14 protein-coding genes and 1 pseudogene are annotated in these 15,970 nt (G+C 39.2%); 7 read left to right on the forward strand and 8 right to left on the reverse strand.

Annotation, left to right across the window (positions count from 1 at the left end):
• The 5 genes from RT445_RS18405 to secG form a co-directional block, all read right to left on the reverse strand.
• The coding region (locus RT445_RS18405; RefSeq protein WP_313471204.1) for an FAD-linked oxidase C-terminal domain-containing protein at positions 1-1,310 on the reverse strand (1,310 nt) is incomplete at its 3' end.
• A gap of 227 nt (positions 1,311-1,537) precedes the next feature.
• Positions 1,538-2,002, reverse strand: coding sequence for an SsrA-binding protein SmpB (smpB, locus tag RT445_RS18410; RefSeq protein ID WP_274794358.1), 465 nt, complete (start codon positions 2,000-2,002; stop codon positions 1,538-1,540).
• Between the two features lie 70 nt (positions 2,003-2,072).
• Positions 2,073-4,541, reverse strand: a complete 2,469-nt coding sequence (gene rnr, locus RT445_RS18415; RefSeq protein ID WP_313471206.1) for a ribonuclease R — start codon at positions 4,539-4,541, stop codon at positions 2,073-2,075.
• 38 nt (positions 4,542-4,579) lie between these two features.
• A complete protein-coding gene (locus tag RT445_RS18420) occupies positions 4,580-5,326 on the reverse strand; it encodes an alpha/beta hydrolase (RefSeq protein WP_313471208.1) in 747 nt (248 codons plus the stop codon).
• A gap of 169 nt (positions 5,327-5,495) precedes the next feature.
• On the reverse strand, positions 5,496-5,723 hold the full coding sequence (secG, locus tag RT445_RS18425; RefSeq protein WP_008173196.1) for a preprotein translocase subunit SecG: 228 nt from the start codon (positions 5,721-5,723) through the stop codon (positions 5,496-5,498).
• A gap of 205 nt (positions 5,724-5,928) precedes the next feature.
• Here secG and RT445_RS18430 point away from each other — a divergent pair, with 205 nt between their 5' ends.
• The 7 genes from RT445_RS18430 to dltD all read left to right on the forward strand — a co-directional run bounded on the left by RT445_RS18430 (position 5,929) and on the right by dltD (position 13,492).
• A complete protein-coding gene (locus tag RT445_RS18430; RefSeq protein ID WP_313471210.1) occupies positions 5,929-7,179 on the forward strand; it encodes a transglutaminase domain-containing protein in 1,251 nt (416 codons plus the stop codon).
• Positions 7,180-7,324: 145 nt separating this feature from the next.
• The gene (locus RT445_RS18435; RefSeq protein WP_313471212.1) at positions 7,325-8,971 is read left to right on the forward strand and encodes an alkaline phosphatase; all 1,647 of its coding nucleotides are present in this window, start codon (positions 7,325-7,327) and stop codon (positions 8,969-8,971) included.
• Between the two features lie 280 nt (positions 8,972-9,251).
• Positions 9,252-9,389: a teichoic acid D-Ala incorporation-associated protein DltX gene (locus RT445_RS18440; RefSeq protein ID WP_274794363.1), complete on the forward strand. Its 138-nt coding sequence runs from the start codon at positions 9,252-9,254 to the stop codon at positions 9,387-9,389.
• A 17-nt stretch (positions 9,390-9,406) separates the two neighbouring features.
• On the forward strand, positions 9,407-10,882 hold the full coding sequence (gene dltA, locus RT445_RS18445) for a D-alanine--poly(phosphoribitol) ligase subunit DltA (protein WP_313471215.1): 1,476 nt from the start codon (positions 9,407-9,409) through the stop codon (positions 10,880-10,882).
• Positions 10,879-12,042: a D-alanyl-lipoteichoic acid biosynthesis protein DltB gene (dltB, locus tag RT445_RS18450; protein ID WP_313471217.1), complete on the forward strand. Its 1,164-nt coding sequence runs from the start codon at positions 10,879-10,881 to the stop codon at positions 12,040-12,042. Before dltA ends, dltB begins: the two co-directional genes overlap by 4 nt.
• 41 nt (positions 12,043-12,083) lie before the next feature.
• On the forward strand, positions 12,084-12,317 hold the full coding sequence (dltC, locus tag RT445_RS18455; RefSeq protein ID WP_016994756.1) for a D-alanine--poly(phosphoribitol) ligase subunit 2: 234 nt from the start codon (positions 12,084-12,086) through the stop codon (positions 12,315-12,317).
• Entirely contained in the window at positions 12,314-13,492 is a 1,179-nt protein-coding gene (gene dltD / locus RT445_RS18460; RefSeq protein WP_274794366.1) for a D-alanyl-lipoteichoic acid biosynthesis protein DltD, read from the forward strand. Before dltC ends, dltD begins: the two co-directional genes overlap by 4 nt.
• A gap of 40 nt (positions 13,493-13,532) precedes the next feature.
• Here the strand turns inward: dltD and RT445_RS18465 are convergent, their stop codons facing one another.
• The 3 genes and pseudogenes from RT445_RS18465 to RT445_RS18475 form a co-directional block, all read right to left on the reverse strand.
• A complete protein-coding gene (locus RT445_RS18465; RefSeq protein ID WP_313471220.1) occupies positions 13,533-14,354 on the reverse strand; it encodes a methyl-accepting chemotaxis protein in 822 nt (273 codons plus the stop codon).
• A gap of 118 nt (positions 14,355-14,472) precedes the next feature.
• Positions 14,473-15,765, reverse strand: coding sequence for a phosphopyruvate hydratase (eno, locus tag RT445_RS18470; RefSeq protein ID WP_274794368.1), 1,293 nt, complete (start codon positions 15,763-15,765; stop codon positions 14,473-14,475).
• A 2-nt stretch (positions 15,766-15,767) separates the two neighbouring features.
• Positions 15,768-15,970: pseudogene (locus tag RT445_RS18475) on the reverse strand (2,3-bisphosphoglycerate-independent phosphoglycerate mutase); the annotation flags it as partial.

The following is a 15,970-nucleotide window of genomic DNA, read 5'->3' on the forward strand; positions in this document are numbered from 1 at the left end:
ACATTGATACCGATAGGACCAATTTTCCATTCTAAATAAGGTGCTTTCATTTCACCTACACCGTGCTCCCCTGTAATCGTGCCACCTAGTGACAGTGCTGCCTCAAAAATTTCTGCAAATGCCGCTTCTACACGATGCATCTCCTTTTCATCTCGCAAGTCTGTTAAACATGTAGGATGCAAATTTCCATCCCCTGCATGACCAAATGTGGCAATATTGACATTGTACTTTTCGGATATATCATTAATTCTCATCACCATTTTGGCCAGCTCTGATCGTGGTACTGTGGCATCCTCTAAAATAACTGTCGGTTTTAATTTTGCTAATGCTGATAATGCGACACGTCTTGCTGTTTTAATTTGCTCCGCTTCCTGTGCATCTTTTGCAATTTGCGTAAAGAGAGCTCCATTTTCTTCAGCGATTCGTACCATTTCTTTGACATCTTGTTCTACTTGATGCATTTCACCATCCTGCTCAAGTAATAGCATTGCTTCTACATCTGTTGAGAGTCCTATTTTCATATATTGCTCGACGGCGCTAATTGTTTTTTTATCAAGAAATTCTAGCGTTACGGGAATGATTTTATTGGCAATAATACTAGAGACCGTTCTCGCTGCATCCTCTAAGGATTCAAAGTATGCGATGCTCGTCATTTTATATTGTGGCAACGGAATAAGCTTTAAAGTAATCGCTGTTACGACACCCAATGTTCCCTCTGCTCCAACAAATAATGATGTGAGGTCATAGCCCGCTACGTCCTTTGCTAGTTTGCCACCTGTTTCTAAAATATCCCCGTTTGGTAAAACAACTTGTAGACCTTTGACATAATCCTTTGTTACACCATATTTTAAGCCACGCAAGCCACCTGAGTTTTCACTAACATTGCCACCAATCGTAGAAATTCTCATGGAGCTTGGATCAGGAGGGTAAAATAAACCATGTGCTTCGACGAATGTACAAAGATTCTCAGATATAATGCCAGGCTGGACTGTAATCGTTAAATTTTCCTTATCGAAATTTAAAATTTGATCCATTCTATTAAATAAAATCACTACGCCCCCATCGTAAGGCACCGTTCCTGCTGCAAGATTTGTTCCAGAACCTCGTGGAATAATTGACATTTTATATTCATTACATACTTTAATTACCTCAGCAATTTCCTCTGCATTCCCTGGTGAAATGACAAGATCAGGTAAGCGCTGAAAATTTGCCGTTGCATCATAGGAATATGCTAAAAGCTGTGCAGTTGATCTTTTAATGTATTTTTCACCAACAATGTGCGTAATTTTTTCGATAACTGTTTTATTCATAAGACTCACCTCGAAATGAAATATGTAGTTACTACAATTTTAATTGTTGGAATTTTCTAAACATATGTCTTGGAAGATAAAAAAGGGGATTATATTTTAATTTTTTTGTGTTATAGGACCAAAAAAGAAGCTGTTGGATAAATCCAAACAGCTTCTAAAAAGGTTTTGCTTCAATGTAAAAAGCAGATGAGAAAGTTCGGCACTTGCCTGCTTTCTCATCTGCTTTGTTAACGCTGACGTTCCTTAAAGACACGTTCCATTTCGCGTTTTGCTTCTTTTTTGCGCATGTCGTTACGCTTGTCGTAGTCTTTTTTCCCTTTGCCGACGCCGATGAGGAGCTTGGCGTAGCCGTCCTTGATGTACATTTTTAGTGGGACGATTGTGTAGCCGTCACGTTTTACAGCACCGACTAGCTCGCCGATTTGCTTTTTGTGGAGCAACAGCTTACGGGTACGTAGTGGATCGTGGTTAAAGCGGTTGCCTTGTTCGAATGCGCTCACGTGCATATTATTGATCCATGCTTCGCCATTACGGACACGAACAAAGGAGTCTTTAAGTTGGACTTTGCCTGCACGGATAGATTTAATTTCTGTGCCTGTTAGTACCATGCCTGCTTCAATTGTCTCTTCGATGAAGTAGTCATGGCCTGCTTTTTTGTTTTGTGCTAATACTTTACCAGTACCTTTTGCCATATTTTCACCCTCTACTTAAAAGGTTGAGCTTGAGCGAAAGCATCCTCAACAAGGATACTTTCGCTCATGCTTATTTACGTTTTGATTTTTTCTTTTTGCCTTTTTTAGCAATGCCTTCATAGAACTTTTGCTTTTGTTTCACGCGTTTTTTAGGTCCAGGGCTTGAGTCATCTTTGCGGCGTCCACGTGGATCACGGTCGCTTTCACGGCGTTCACCTTGTTTGCTGCTTCGACTTCCTCTTTCTTCCTCTTGGCGTCGGCCTCTTCGACTACCACCACGACTGCCTCGTTCCTCATCACTGCGTGTACTTCTGCGACTGCTGCCACCTTTGTTATCACTGTAATTTTTTCGTGCATGGATTACAGTAGGTGCTGCTTTGCGTGTTCGTCCATATGAAGTTACCATTCCAACGATTTCAAAGTCAATCGATGACTCCTCAATAATGACATTAGCCACACGAACGGTCACCTCATCACCAATACGGAATTGGCGATTCGTTCGTTCACCGATCATAATCATTTGACGATCATCGAAGCGGTAGTAATCATCTGTCATATTGCTAATATGGACAAGTCCTTCAATCGTGTTTGGTAGCTCCACAAAAATACCGAAGTTTGTAATCGATGAAACAATTCCTTCGAATTCTTCGCCAATTTTGTCGGACATATATTGTGCTTTTTTCAGAGCGTCTGTATCACGTTCTGCATCAACAGCACGGCGTTCGCGTTCAGATGTGTGATCAGCAATTTCATCCATTGCCATACTCCACTGGGCAATCGTTTCTCTAGATGTATCCTTATTAATTATATACGTACGAATTAAACGGTGTACGATTAAGTCAGGATAACGGCGAATTGGTGATGTGAAGTGTGTATAGAAATCCGTTGATAAACCAAAGTGACCAAGGCTTTCTGGATAATATTTTGCCTGCTGCATCGAGCGTAATAGCATCGTTGAAATAACAGGCTCCTCAGGCATCCCTTCAATTGCTTTCAATACATCCTGTAACGCTTTTGGATGGACGGTATTACCCGTAACTTTAATTAAAATACCGAAATTCGTGACAAATTCAAAGAAGCGTTGAAGCTTTTCAGGCTTTGGATCTTCGTGAATACGGTATAGGAACGGTACATTCATCCAGTGGAAGTGCTCTGCTACGGTTTCATTGGCAGCTAGCATGAAATCTTCAATTAATTTCTCGGCTACTGTACGTTCACGTAATTCAATATCTACAGGCCATCCTTCTTCATTTACAATAACTTTAGATTCTTTAAAGTCGAAGTCTATAGCTCCTCGCATTTCACGTTTACGACGTAAAATATTGGAGAGCTCTGCCATGTTTTTAAACATTGGAACAAGTGGCTCATAGCGTTTAATTAGCGCCTCATCCTGCTCCTCTAAAATCTTGTAAACGTCCCTATACGTCATACGTTCCGTCGTTTTAATCACACTTTGGAAAATTTCATGTGAAATCACATTACCATTCGCATCAATGATCATTTCACAGGATAGCGTTAAACGGTCAACCTGTGGATTTAAAGAACAAATACCATTCGATAATCGATGTGGAATCATCGGTATAACACGGTCTGTTAAATAAACACTTGTCGCACGGTCGTAAGCTTCAAGGTCAATAACCGAGCCTTGCGTTACATAATAACTTACGTCTGCAATATGTACGCCAAGCTTGTAAGTACCATCGACATTTTTCGTTACGGTAACCGCATCATCCAAGTCCTTTGCATCTGCACCATCAATCGTCACAATTGTTTCATGTCGTAAATCACGGCGACCTTCTAAATCAGCCTCTGTAATTTCATCTGGTACACGTTGTGCTGCAGTGATGACTTCATCTGGGAATTCAGGTGGAATGTCATGCTTATATAATATCGATAAAATATCCACACCTGGATCATTTTTATGGCCTAAAATTTTTGTAATATAGCCGGTTGCGGATTTTAAATCCTCAGGCCATGTCGCAACCTCAACAACAACCTTATGTCCATCGACAGCTCCTAATGTATCCCCTTTAGCAATAAAGATATCCATTGGTAGCTTTTTATCGTCTAGGACAACAAAGCCGAAGCCTCGATTTGCTTGGAATGTCCCAACAAAGCTTGTTTGACCACGTTCAACGACCTTTGTTACAGTACCTTCGCGACGATCTCCGAATGATTCCTTTAAAACACGAATTAAAACGATGTCTCCATTAATGGCACCATTAATTTCATGTGGTGGAATGAACACATCGTCCATGCCCTCAATATCAGGCGTTACAAAGCCGAAGCCCTTCGCATGCCCAATAAATTTACCTCTTAGTAAATTCATACGCTCTGGTAGGCCATAACGATTGGAGCGTGAACGAACAACTAAGCCTTGTCCTTCCATGCGGACTAATGTTTTTACAAGCTCCTTAAATTCCTCCGCATCCTCAAAGCCGAATTCTTCTTCGATTTCACCAACAGTTAATGGTTTATAATCATCTTGACCGAAGAAATCGAGTAAACGACTTTGTAGTGTATCTTTTTGGTCTTTCATACATATTCCCTCCTTCATGAGAAAATCCTATTTATAATTTATTGTGCCCAATTTAGGCTTTCTAAAAAGCGATAAATGTCTTCATGTAATTGATCTTTTTCTTGATCTAGTGTAATAACATGTTTTGAGTTTTCATACCACTTGATGTGCTTTTCAAGTGACTCAGTTTGATTATATATAATGTTGGCAGATTCTGTCTCTATTACCTCATCATTTGTAGCTTGAACGACAAAAATTGGCGCATAAATCATGTCTATTTCTTGTCGCGTACGTGCAATAAATTCACGTAGCTCCTGTAGTGACGGCATGCCCTTTTCAGCAATGAGCGAAACCTCTGCTTCAATTTGGTCATCCTGTTTCCCTTGGAATTTCTTATATTCTCTAGCGTATTTCAAAACACCCTCAAACATAACGTCTGTTGTACGCATTGTCATGGGTGCACACATTGTGACAATTCCTTTTACAGGATTATTTAATGCAACGTTTAATGCCATAACACCACCTAATGAGAGGCCTGCAACAGCAATTTCCTGATAGCCAGCATCCTGTAACTGTTTGTAGGCGGCTACGACATCCTGCCACCAGTCTGCTGGACCTGTTGTGATCAGTTCCTCCGGCTCCACACCGTGGCCTTTATAGTGAGGTGCTAAAGTAGTATACCCTTTTTTCTCTAAAAATCTACCAAGCATACGCACGTCTGCAGAGCTGCCTGTAAAGCCATGTAATAGTAAAACGGCACGTGGTCCTGCTTGAAAGAAAAATGGCTGTGATAATGATTTGTTCATAGTAAGCACTCCTTCATCTAAACACTCATTTCTACTATACCCATTATAGTCATCTCCATAATGCTAAGCGATTGATAATTTGGTTAGTAGGTTACAGAGAGATTCTTCCATTAAGTTATGATAAAAGAAAACGCCCAACCAATTAGGTTAGGCGATATATCTTCAACTATTAGATTTTTGTAATAGCGATTGCTAGAATAAAGAATAGTATAGCTAACACAATTGTTGCACGGTGAAGGATTAAATCCATACCACGTGCTTTTTGCTTTCCAAATAGTTGCTCAGCTCCACCCGAGATGGCACCTGATAAGCCTGCACTTTTACTAGATTGAAGTAATACCACAACGATTAACGCTAATGATACGATAACTAATGAAACTAATACTACTGTATGCATTCACTGCACCTCCCGAACTTTGAAACATCACAACAGACTATATTATAACAAAAAAAGGTTGCCATGACAAACTTAGCTTTATGTTTAACAGTTTTTTTCCGCTTCATGCCCCTCTACTTGTCGACTTTTGCTACTATTAGTGGATATCGCCAACCCTTTAATTTGATTATAATGGAAGAAATGAAATTTTCTCGGAGGAAAGAACTTGAATAAAAAAATAATAACTCTTCTTTTATTATGCTGTATGATTCCCTTTCTTACAGCATGCTCAAAAGCTATAGACCTGCTGCTTGAAGAAGAGGATGACACAACTACGACGTTAGCAGAAGAAACAAAAAATGATGTGAAGCAGCCAGAGAGTAAAGCATTATCCCCCTCTTTTTCGCCTACAGACTTATTCTCAACATCTTTATTTAAAGATGATCCCGCATTATTACAATTTACCAAAAGAGTCGAGAAGCAAGTGGTAACATTTGAACAGCGCTTTCAAGTCCCTTATACAGGAAAGCTAGATTTTGAGGATTTTGAGGTTCAACTAAATGATTTAAATAGCTTGCTTACCTTTGTGGACCCCTATACAGCCGGTTATTTTCTTGACTATGAATGGACGGCTTGGGAAACCGATGATGGCTATTTAGTTGAACTGTCGATTGATTATTTAACAGATGCCAGGAAGGAGCAAAAGGTAGATCACTTTGTGGAAGCCTTTGCTGACAAGCATATTACGAAGGAAATGACAGATTTCGAACGTGCTAAAATCATTAATGATTACGTGGTGCAATTAGCCACTTATACAGAAGAGGGCTCGACGGAAGGACAGACGGTTTTTGAATTGATTAATGAAAAAACTGCGGTATGCCAGGCCTATGCCTTACTTGCTTACCGTTTATTAGTAGCATCAGGTCTCGATGCAAAATATGTATACGGCTATAGCGAGGATCAACTACATGCGTGGAATTTAGTTAGTGTCGAAGACCAATGGTATCATCTTGATACAACTTGGAACGATGTTGACTCTGATGAACCCTATGCGATTTCTTACGAGTATTTTTTAGTCAATGATCAAAAGCTTAGCCAGGATCATTTATGGGTTGCTGAAAACTATTTTGCTGCTACTAGTAATGATTATGATTTTATGCATGATATGTGGTATGCCAATACAGTTGCTGATGTGATTTATTATAATAGCATGAAAGATAATATGGTTTATTCCTATAATTTAGCGACCCATGAACATAAAAAGATAACTGAAACAGCTTGTTATTATTTAGCGACTTATCATGACTCCATCTATTGCAGTGATTATGACAACGCTGGTTATTTAACAAAAATTAAAGTCGAGGACGGCTCTGAAGAAATACTAGTGGAAGATGAAGTCCTTAATTTAACGATCCAAGATGGTATTTTATATTACGAAACGATCGACGGCTCACAGCATCAACAAATACTTCAATAAAATCTGTGTGATGTTCACACAGATTTTTTTCTTTCTTCCTATGCCACCATTTACAGTATTACCATATTTTATTAACAAATTTTTAACGCTAGCTTTACACCCTTCCTTTACACTTACAATTGAATTCACCTAAAGGAGGAAAATCATGAAATACGCAAAAAAATGGACTTCATTGTTTCTAGCAAGTGCAGTAACTTTATCCGCAGTGAGTATTCCACAGCAAGAGGTACAAGCAGCTGATGTAAAGAAACCGACAAATGTCATTATGCTTGTGATGGACGGAAGCAGTAATAATGCTGTAACCCTTTCTCGCTGGTATAAAGGTGAAAGCTTAGCAATGGATGAAATTTTATCAGGTGCTATGCGCACGTATTCTGCAGAATCAGCCATTACCGATTCTGCGCCCGCTGCTACTGCTTTAGCAACTGGCCATAAATCGAACGATAAATATATAGGTGTGCTTCCATCGGTGGTTAATTCACCTGGATTAGCACAAATTACTCAAGAGGATGCTTTCAAACCTGTAGCGAATGTGCTCGAAGGAGCTAAACAACAAGGAAAGGCTACCGGATTAATTTCTACATCTGAAATTCAACATGCTACTCCAGCTGGTTTTTCAGCACATGTTAATAATAGAAGTCAATATGGGGATATTGCTGAACAGCAAGTCTATCAAAATATTGATGTTGTTTTAGGTGGAGGGCTAGAATCGTTGTCACCTGGCACATCTAAAAATGCCCGTAAGGATGGCGAGGATTTACTAAATGTACTGAAAGAAAAAAATTACGATCTCGTTCAAACTCGTGATGAGCTAGTGAATAGTCAGTCCTCTAAAATTTGGGGAAGCTTTGCACCAAGCGCACTTGCCTATGATTTAGATCGTGCTAAAACGAGAGCATCTGAGCCTACACTGGCTGAAATGACTAATAAAGCGATTAATACGCTAAAAAATGATGAGGACGGCTTCTTCCTTTTTGTTGAAGGGAGTAAGGTCGACTGGGCGGCACATGCCAACGATACAATTGGTATTATTAGCGATATCTTATCGTTTGATGATGCAGTAAAAGAAGCAGTTGATTTTGCAAAGGAAGATGGCAACACATTAGTAATTGCTGTAACAGACCATGGAAATAGCGGTATTACGATGGGGAACGCCAACACAACGAGCACCTATTCAAGCATTCCTGTCTCTGCTTATATTGATCCATTGAAAAAAGCTTCGATGACTGTTGAAGGTGCACTAAGCCAATTAAAAGAAGATCGCTCTAATTTAGTAGAGGTGGCTGCCCTTTATGGATTAGATCAGTTAACAGAGGATGAACTAACGACATTGAAATCTGCAAAAGACTTAGGCAGTGAGATGGTTAAGATGTTAGCAAATCGCGCGAACATTGGCTATACAACAGGTGGTCATACAGGGGAAGATGTGTTTTTATATTCATTCGGACCTTCTAAATTGACAGGGCTAGTTGAAAATACGGATCTAGCTCATACGATGGCACAATTTATGGGCTTTGACTTAAATACACTAACAAATGATTTATATGTCCCTGCAACAAAAGCATTTACGGATAAAGGCTATACGACAAAAATCGATTTATCGGATAAAGAAAACCCAACATTTATTGCTCAAAAAGCAGATGTAACTGTGAAAATTCCAGTCAATAAAAACACAATGATTTATGAGGAAACATCCACAAATACTGCAAAAACACATACATTTGATACAATTAACGTCTATAATGGCTCTGAATTCTATGTATCTAAAAAACTGATCAATGCAGTGAAATAAAAACAAAGGCGCGAACATAAGTTGAGATTATTCCCTTATGTTCGCGCTTCTTTTACATAAAAACAAACACCCATAATTGTCCAAACTAAACATCTTCCCCCGGAACCTTAAATTTACCTTAATTTTATCTTATGATTTACTGAATTCACCTTAATTCAGCAACATTTTTCTCCACATTCCGTCAAATCAGTGTTAAAAACATAAGGTAAGGATTTTTAACTAATAAATTACTATTTTTTGAAAGTTTAATCCTATACTTTTTTTCATTGGAGGTGGACAAATGCAATCCATCAAAAATAACGAACATCTGCGCTTTATTGGCATGACGCTATTTTATTTGATCGTTTTGGTACTGCTGTTTCTTATACATGGCTTCCATGATATGAACGCTGGACCATTTATATATACGGAATTTTAATAAAAGGAGTTTTAATCATGTTAAGTATTTTAGCAGCTATTGAACGTGTGGCCATCCAGCAGCCACAAAAAACTGCTTATCAAACGCACAATGCCTCCTTAACATATGGTGAGCTTTGGCACTTATCGGAATGTATGGCCGATTATATCTCGAAGCTTCATTTACAGAGGCAGCAGCCGATTGTCGTTTATGGACATATGTCCCCGCTACAAATTGTTGCCTTTCTAGGTGCTGTCAAGGCTGGACACCCTTACGTACCCGTTGATTCGTCAACCCCTTCTGAAAGAATACAACTTATTTTAGAAGCCTCTGGAGCAGGATTACTATGCACAACAGAGCCATTACACATGCTGACGAACATTCCCGTTGCAGCGGTGAGTGATATCTTAGAGAACTCCTCCTCTGAAGTATCTTTACCCTCCACAGCATGGGTGAAGAACGAGGAAATCTATTATATTATTTACACTTCTGGATCAACTGGTCAGCCAAAGGGCGTTCAAATAACCGCTACTAATTTAGCACATTTCGTTTCTTGGATGCAGGAACACTTCCCTTTACAGCAAGACGGAGTATTTTTAAATCAGGCGCCTTTTTCCTTTGACTTATCTGTCATGGACCTTTATCCAGCACTTGTTGGAGGACATACGCTATATGCCATTACACAACAAGAAATTGCGAACCCGAGAGCGTTATTTGATTCATTAGCTTCGTCCAATACTCGTGTTTGGACGTCGACACCATCCTTTGTCAAAATGTGCTTAATGAACAAAGAGTGGAATCAACAGCTCATGCCAGCATTAGATACATTTTTATTCTGTGGCGAGGTCCTGCCCATCGCAGTTAGTAAGGAGTTAATGGAGCGTTTTCCACAGGCAACTATTTATAATTTATATGGTCCAACGGAAACGACTGTTGCGGTTTCCTATGTAAAGGTAACGGAAGAATTGATAGCTCGCTTTGAGCAATTGCCTATTGCTCCACTAACGGAGACAAACATTTCTTTATTAGAGGATGGAGAAATTGCTATTTCAGGTCCGACAGTTAGTGCAGGGTATTTGGGGGCACCGGAATTAACAGCAAAAGCCTTTCCGACAGTAGCTGGCAATCGCATCTATCGTACTGGAGATGTTGGCTATGAGCGAGATGGATATGTATTCTTTTCTGGTCGCAAGGATTTCCAAGTGAAGCTACATGGCTATCGTTTAGAAATCGAGGAAATCGAAAAGCAGATAAGTAACCTTCCACCGGTTTCAAGTTGCGTGGTTGTACCTGTTTATAAAGAGAAGGAAATTACTGCTCTAAATGCCCATCTTGTTTTGCGTGAGCCATTAAAGGACTCTGCCTTCAAAATGACAAAACAGTTGAAAGCACTTTTATCGGAGTACTTACCTGCCTATATGATTCCGAAAACGTTTAAATATATGGACGCTTTACCGCTTAACGCAAATGGTAAGGTGGATCGTAAAGGATTGGCGGTTATGGAAACAGTATGACGCCTTATGGAAATATAGCATTCTTTCTGATTATCGGACTATTATTACTACCAACCATCATACTCGGCTTACGTGGCAAATCATCGAAACACTATAATCTATTTGTCTCGTTGATTGTCTTAGCTCTTATTTTTGGTAGCTCATTGAACGGTAGCATTTCGCTCGTATTGTTTACAGTTTTTCAAGTAGTCCTTATTGTTGGCTACCAACGCTATCGACTCCAGCAAAATAGTGGTATGGTCTTTGTTATCGCTGTGGTATTGTCGATTTTACCACTTGTACTTGTGAAGGTACTGCCTATTCTAGGGTTACACCATTTATTTGGCTTCCTTGGTGTGTCTTACATTACCTTCAAAGCTGTACAAATGATTTTAGAAACCCGAGATGGCTTAATGAAAGAGAACATTTCTGTTGTAGAGCTTGCCTATTTTTTACTGTTCTTTCCTACAGTATCTTCAGGTCCTATTGATCGTTGGCGACGCTTTACAAAGGATTATCATTCGGTACCATCCGCGGAAGACTATCAAATGCTGTTATTAAGTGGGATTAACTATATCTTTGTAGGCTTTTTATATAAATTTATTTTGGCCTACTTAATTTACAACTACACCCTTATCTACCTGCCAAATCATACGTATAACTATTTAACGCCCTTCCAGGGACAATTAGCGTATATGTATATGTATAGCTTTTATTTATTCTTTGATTTTGCTGGCTATAGTGCATTTGCTGTTGGTGTTAGCCGAATAATGGGGATTCAAACACCCATTAACTTTAACCGACCATTCGCCAGCCGCAATATTAAAGACTTTTGGAATCGTTGGCATATGAGTCTTTCCTTCTGGTTTAGAGATTATGTCTATATGCGATTCGTGCTTTGGATGACGAAGAAAAAATGGCTGAAAAATAAATTCGCCATTTCCTATATTGGTTTCTTTTTACTATTCTTTTTAATGGGCATTTGGCATGGCCTAGAATGGCACTTTGTAGTCTACGGACTCTATCATGCCCTATTAATAGTAAGCTTTGATAAGTTTGAACGCTGGAATAAAAAGCATAAGCGTTGGCCTAAAAATAAGTGGACACATGCCATTGGCGTATTCATCACTTTTAATGCCGTGTGCTTTGGCTTCTATATTTTTTCTGGCAAATTATTTTAACCAAGGGCTAAAAAAGCCTGTTCAATAAAGGAGAATTATTAATGGATCAACAACAAGTTTTAGAAATGCTAGTCGAGTTATGTGAAGATGAAATTATTGTAGAGAACCCAGATATTGATTTATTCGAAGAAGGGCTACTAGACTCTTTCGGAACGATTAATCTATTAGTAGAAATTGAAAATCGATTTAATATTTCTGTGCCAATTACTGATTTTAATCGTGAAGAATGGAACACGCCTAATCGCATTGCAGGGAAATTAGCTGAAAGACAATGATCAAGAAAGGCTTTTTATCTTTATGTATTGCCTTCGCTCTATTTACTGGCTTTATCTTCTTTCCCAATGCGTGGATCAAGGCATGGATATCGGATGAGGATGTAGAGCAGGCCAAAACAAATATGTCTCCGCTTGTATTCCAAGGTACGTATTTACAGGAGCGCATGCTGCAGGAGCCTAATTCCATGCCTTTATATGGCTCCTCAGAATTAAATCGTTTTGATCCCTTCCATCCATATAATTATGCACGAGCAACAGAGGCGCCTTATTCGACCTTTATGGTTGGTCGTGGGGGCATGCAGTCCATTACTCATTTTTTAAATTTTGCTGCACAAGAGAAAAATTTAAAGGATAAAAAAGTAGTCTTTATTATCTCTCCACAATGGTTTACAGCAAAAGGTATGGGGGAATTTCATTTTTCACCGAATTACTCTATGCTGCAAGCCTATGATTTAGCTTTTAATGATGAAATGGATGCTAATCTTCGCAAACGTGCCATGGAGCGCCTATTAGAATTTGATACTGTTAAGCGTGATCGTCTTTTAAAGACTATGTATCAATATCAAATGTCAAACGGTAAGAAAAATCCGATTACTGGTCGTATGGCCATGATAGCAGGGCGTTTTCATAAGGAATTGCTAGAAAAGAAGGATTTATATTATTCGCTATTCCCACGAAAAGGTCATAAATTAAAAAGTAATGATACCCTTATTGCCAACCAAACCTTTGACCAACAAGTGCAGGCTGCTGAAGCATATGGCAAAAAACGTGTATCAAATGATTATATGATTGAGAATCGTGCCTATCAGCGACTTGTGAATGCTAATTTCTCCAAGTTTAAAGGAATGCGCAAGCAAGAGGATTATACGAAATCTCCAGAGTATGAGGATTTTCAGCTTGTGATCGATGTTTTAAAGGATGCTGGTGCTAAGCCATTATTCGTGTCCATTCCGGTCAATGGCTATTGGTATGATTATAATGGCTATCCGGAGGAACGTCGTCACCAGTACTACGATAAGATGGCTCAAGTCCTAAAAGATGCAGATGTTAGCTATGTTGATTTTACAGACCATGAATATGATCCTTATTTTATAATGGATACCATTCATATTGCCTGGAAGGGCTGGGTCTATCTTGATCGTGAAATGGACCACCATTGGGCACAGTCAAAATAAACACGAAGGACAGTCTAAAAATAATAGACTGTCCTTTTCCTTATCGCAATATCCCTTTGACGTAGAGTGCCATTTGGTCACTGACATCGCTTAGTTTTTCAATAGCCTCGCTAAATTGTTGTACAAGTTCCGACTGTTCGTTAGAAGCGGCTTCAATTTGCTCCATACTTTCCATAAGAGATTGAACATTACTCGTAATGGTTTTCAGGGAGCTTTCAATTTGTTCTGTTGCAGTTGCAGTCTCACTAGAAAGCTTTCGTACTTCCTGAGCTACGATATTAAATCCTGCCCCGTACTGCCCAGCACGTGCGGCTTCAATAGAGGCATTTAACCCTAGTAAATTGGTTTGTCTGGAAATCGTTTTAATAAAATCTGTTACCTCATTTGAACGAGAAGAATTTTCGAGAGCATGTCGAGATTTCTCTGTAATGGTTTCACTCGTTGCTGACAATTCTTCGGAATGGGCAGCGATAGTATGTATTTTTAGTTGTAGCTCTTGAATAACAGCTTGTAGGCTGTCCATAAAGCCCTCCACTTTTTCTTGAGCATCTAATGGAAACAGTAAGCTTAATACAGCTACCACTTTGCCCTGTTCACGCACAGGATAAAGCTCACTATTCATCGGAATCCCAAAATACTCTTTCGGAATGCTACGCTTTAATATTTCCCCTCTTGCAACACGACGAAAATCCGGTGAATCCTCCGCTAATGAACCGATTTGTAAGTTCGTTTGAACCCTCGTTCCCTCCAAAACAAAAAGCGTTTCCCTTCCTTCTGCACTTGTAATGGTTATCGCAATTTCTTTGTTAAAGATTTCATGAAAAATCGGTAAAGTCTCTTCTAATGATTGTATAATCCCCATAACCCTACCCCCTCTATTTTTCTTTATTATACTTGACTGCTTGGGGTAAACATACTTCTTTTTAAAACATAATAAAATACCTCAAAGTATGAACATACTTTGAGGTATTTTTTGTCTATTATTTAAGGTTGTAGAACGATTGTAAACCAAGATACTCTGCTGTTGAACCAAGTTGATCTTCAATCCGAAGAAGTTGGTTGTATTTTGCTACACGGTCTGTACGTGATGGAGCACCTGTTTTAATTTGACCAGCATTTGTTGCAACAGCGATATCAGCAATTGTTGCGTCTTCTGATTCACCAGAACGGTGAGAGATAACTGCTGTGTAGCCTGCACGTTTCGCCATTTCGATCGCTTCAAATGTTTCTGTTAGCGTACCGATTTGGTTTACTTTGATAAGGATGGCATTGCCTACACCTTGCTCAATACCAGCTGCTAATTTTTTCGTATTCGTTACAAATAGGTCATCACCTACTAATTGTACACGACTACCGATACGATCTGTTAATAGCTTGTGTCCAGCCCAGTCATTTTCGTCTAAGCCGTCTTCAATTGAGATGATTGGGTATTTGTTTGTTAACTCCTCGTACCAATCAACCATTTCTTCTGATGTTTTCACAACGCCTTCACCATCTAAGTGGTATTTACCGTCTTCTTTATTGAATAGCTCAGATGATGCTACGTCCATCGCAAGTTTAACTTCTTCGCCTGCTTTGTAGCCAGCTTTTTCAATTGCTTCTAAGATGACAGTGATTGCTTCTTCGTTAGAGCCAAGGTTTGGTGCAAAACCACCTTCATCCCCTACTGCTGTATTATAACCTTTTGCTTTTAGAACAGCTTTTAAGCTATGGAAAATTTCAGCACCAATGCGTAATGCATGGCGGAAAGATTCCGCTCCAACAGGCATAACCATAAATTCTTGGATGTCTACATTGTTATCTGCGTGAGCGCCACCGTTTAAAATGTTCATCATAGGTACTGGTAATTGTTTAGAATTAAACCCACCAAGATATTGATAAAGAGGTACATCTAAATAATCTGCCGCAGCATGTGCAACTGCCATAGACACACCAAGAATTGCGTTGGCACCTAGCTTGCCCTTATTTTCTGTGCCATCTAGCTCGATTAAAGCTTTATCAATGACAACTTGGTCAAGAACTGAATAGTTACCTTCTAATTCTTCTGCAATAATTGTGTTTACATTTTCAACTGCTTTTAATACACCTTTGCCTAGGTAACGTGATTTGTCACCATCGCGTAATTCTACCGCTTCGTATTCACCTGTTGATGCACCTGATGGTACGATTGCGCGTCCAAATGCACCTGATTCTGTAAATACTTCAACCTCTACTGTTGGGTTGCCACGTGAGTCTAAAACTTCGCGCGCATAAACTTGTGTAATAAATGGCATAATTAATTCTCCTCTTTTTCAATTAATGATTTTCCTGTCATTTCAGTAGGTTGTGACACCTCTAATAATTCTAACATGGTTGGCGCTAAATCGGCTAAAATGCCACCATTTCTTAACACTAAATTTGGTTTTGTCACAATTACAGGAACAGGATTGGTTGTATGAGCTGTCATTGGCTCGCCTGCTAAAGTCAGTACTTCATCAG

It is taken from the genome of Lysinibacillus sp. (assembly GCF_032093475.1).
GTDB classification, from domain to species: Bacteria; Bacillota; Bacilli; order Bacillales_A; family Planococcaceae; genus Lysinibacillus; species Lysinibacillus irui.

Coding starts and splice junctions, on each gene's coding strand:
- smpB (WP_274794358.1), bottom strand. CDS start 2,002: ATGGCAAAAGGTACTGGTAAAGTATTAGCACAAAACAAAAAAGCAGGC.
- eno (WP_274794368.1), bottom strand. CDS start 15,765: ATGCCATTTATTACACAAGTTTATGCGCGCGAAGTTTTAGACTCACGT.
- rnr (WP_313471206.1), bottom strand. CDS start 4,541: ATGAAAGACCAAAAAGATACACTACAAAGTCGTTTACTCGATTTCTTC.
- RT445_RS18435 (WP_313471212.1), top strand. CDS start 7,325: ATGAAATACGCAAAAAAATGGACTTCATTGTTTCTAGCAAGTGCAGTA.
- secG (WP_008173196.1), bottom strand. CDS start 5,723: ATGCATACAGTAGTATTAGTTTCATTAGTTATCGTATCATTAGCGTTA.
- dltD (WP_274794366.1), top strand. CDS start 12,314: ATGATCAAGAAAGGCTTTTTATCTTTATGTATTGCCTTCGCTCTATTT.
- dltB (WP_313471217.1), top strand. CDS start 10,879: ATGACGCCTTATGGAAATATAGCATTCTTTCTGATTATCGGACTATTA.
- RT445_RS18420 (WP_313471208.1), bottom strand. CDS start 5,326: ATGAACAAATCATTATCACAGCCATTTTTCTTTCAAGCAGGACCACGT.
- dltA (WP_313471215.1), top strand. CDS start 9,407: ATGTTAAGTATTTTAGCAGCTATTGAACGTGTGGCCATCCAGCAGCCA.
- RT445_RS18465 (WP_313471220.1), bottom strand. CDS start 14,354: ATGGGGATTATACAATCATTAGAAGAGACTTTACCGATTTTTCATGAA.
- dltC (WP_016994756.1), top strand. CDS start 12,084: ATGGATCAACAACAAGTTTTAGAAATGCTAGTCGAGTTATGTGAAGAT.
- RT445_RS18440 (WP_274794363.1), top strand. CDS start 9,252: ATGCAATCCATCAAAAATAACGAACATCTGCGCTTTATTGGCATGACG.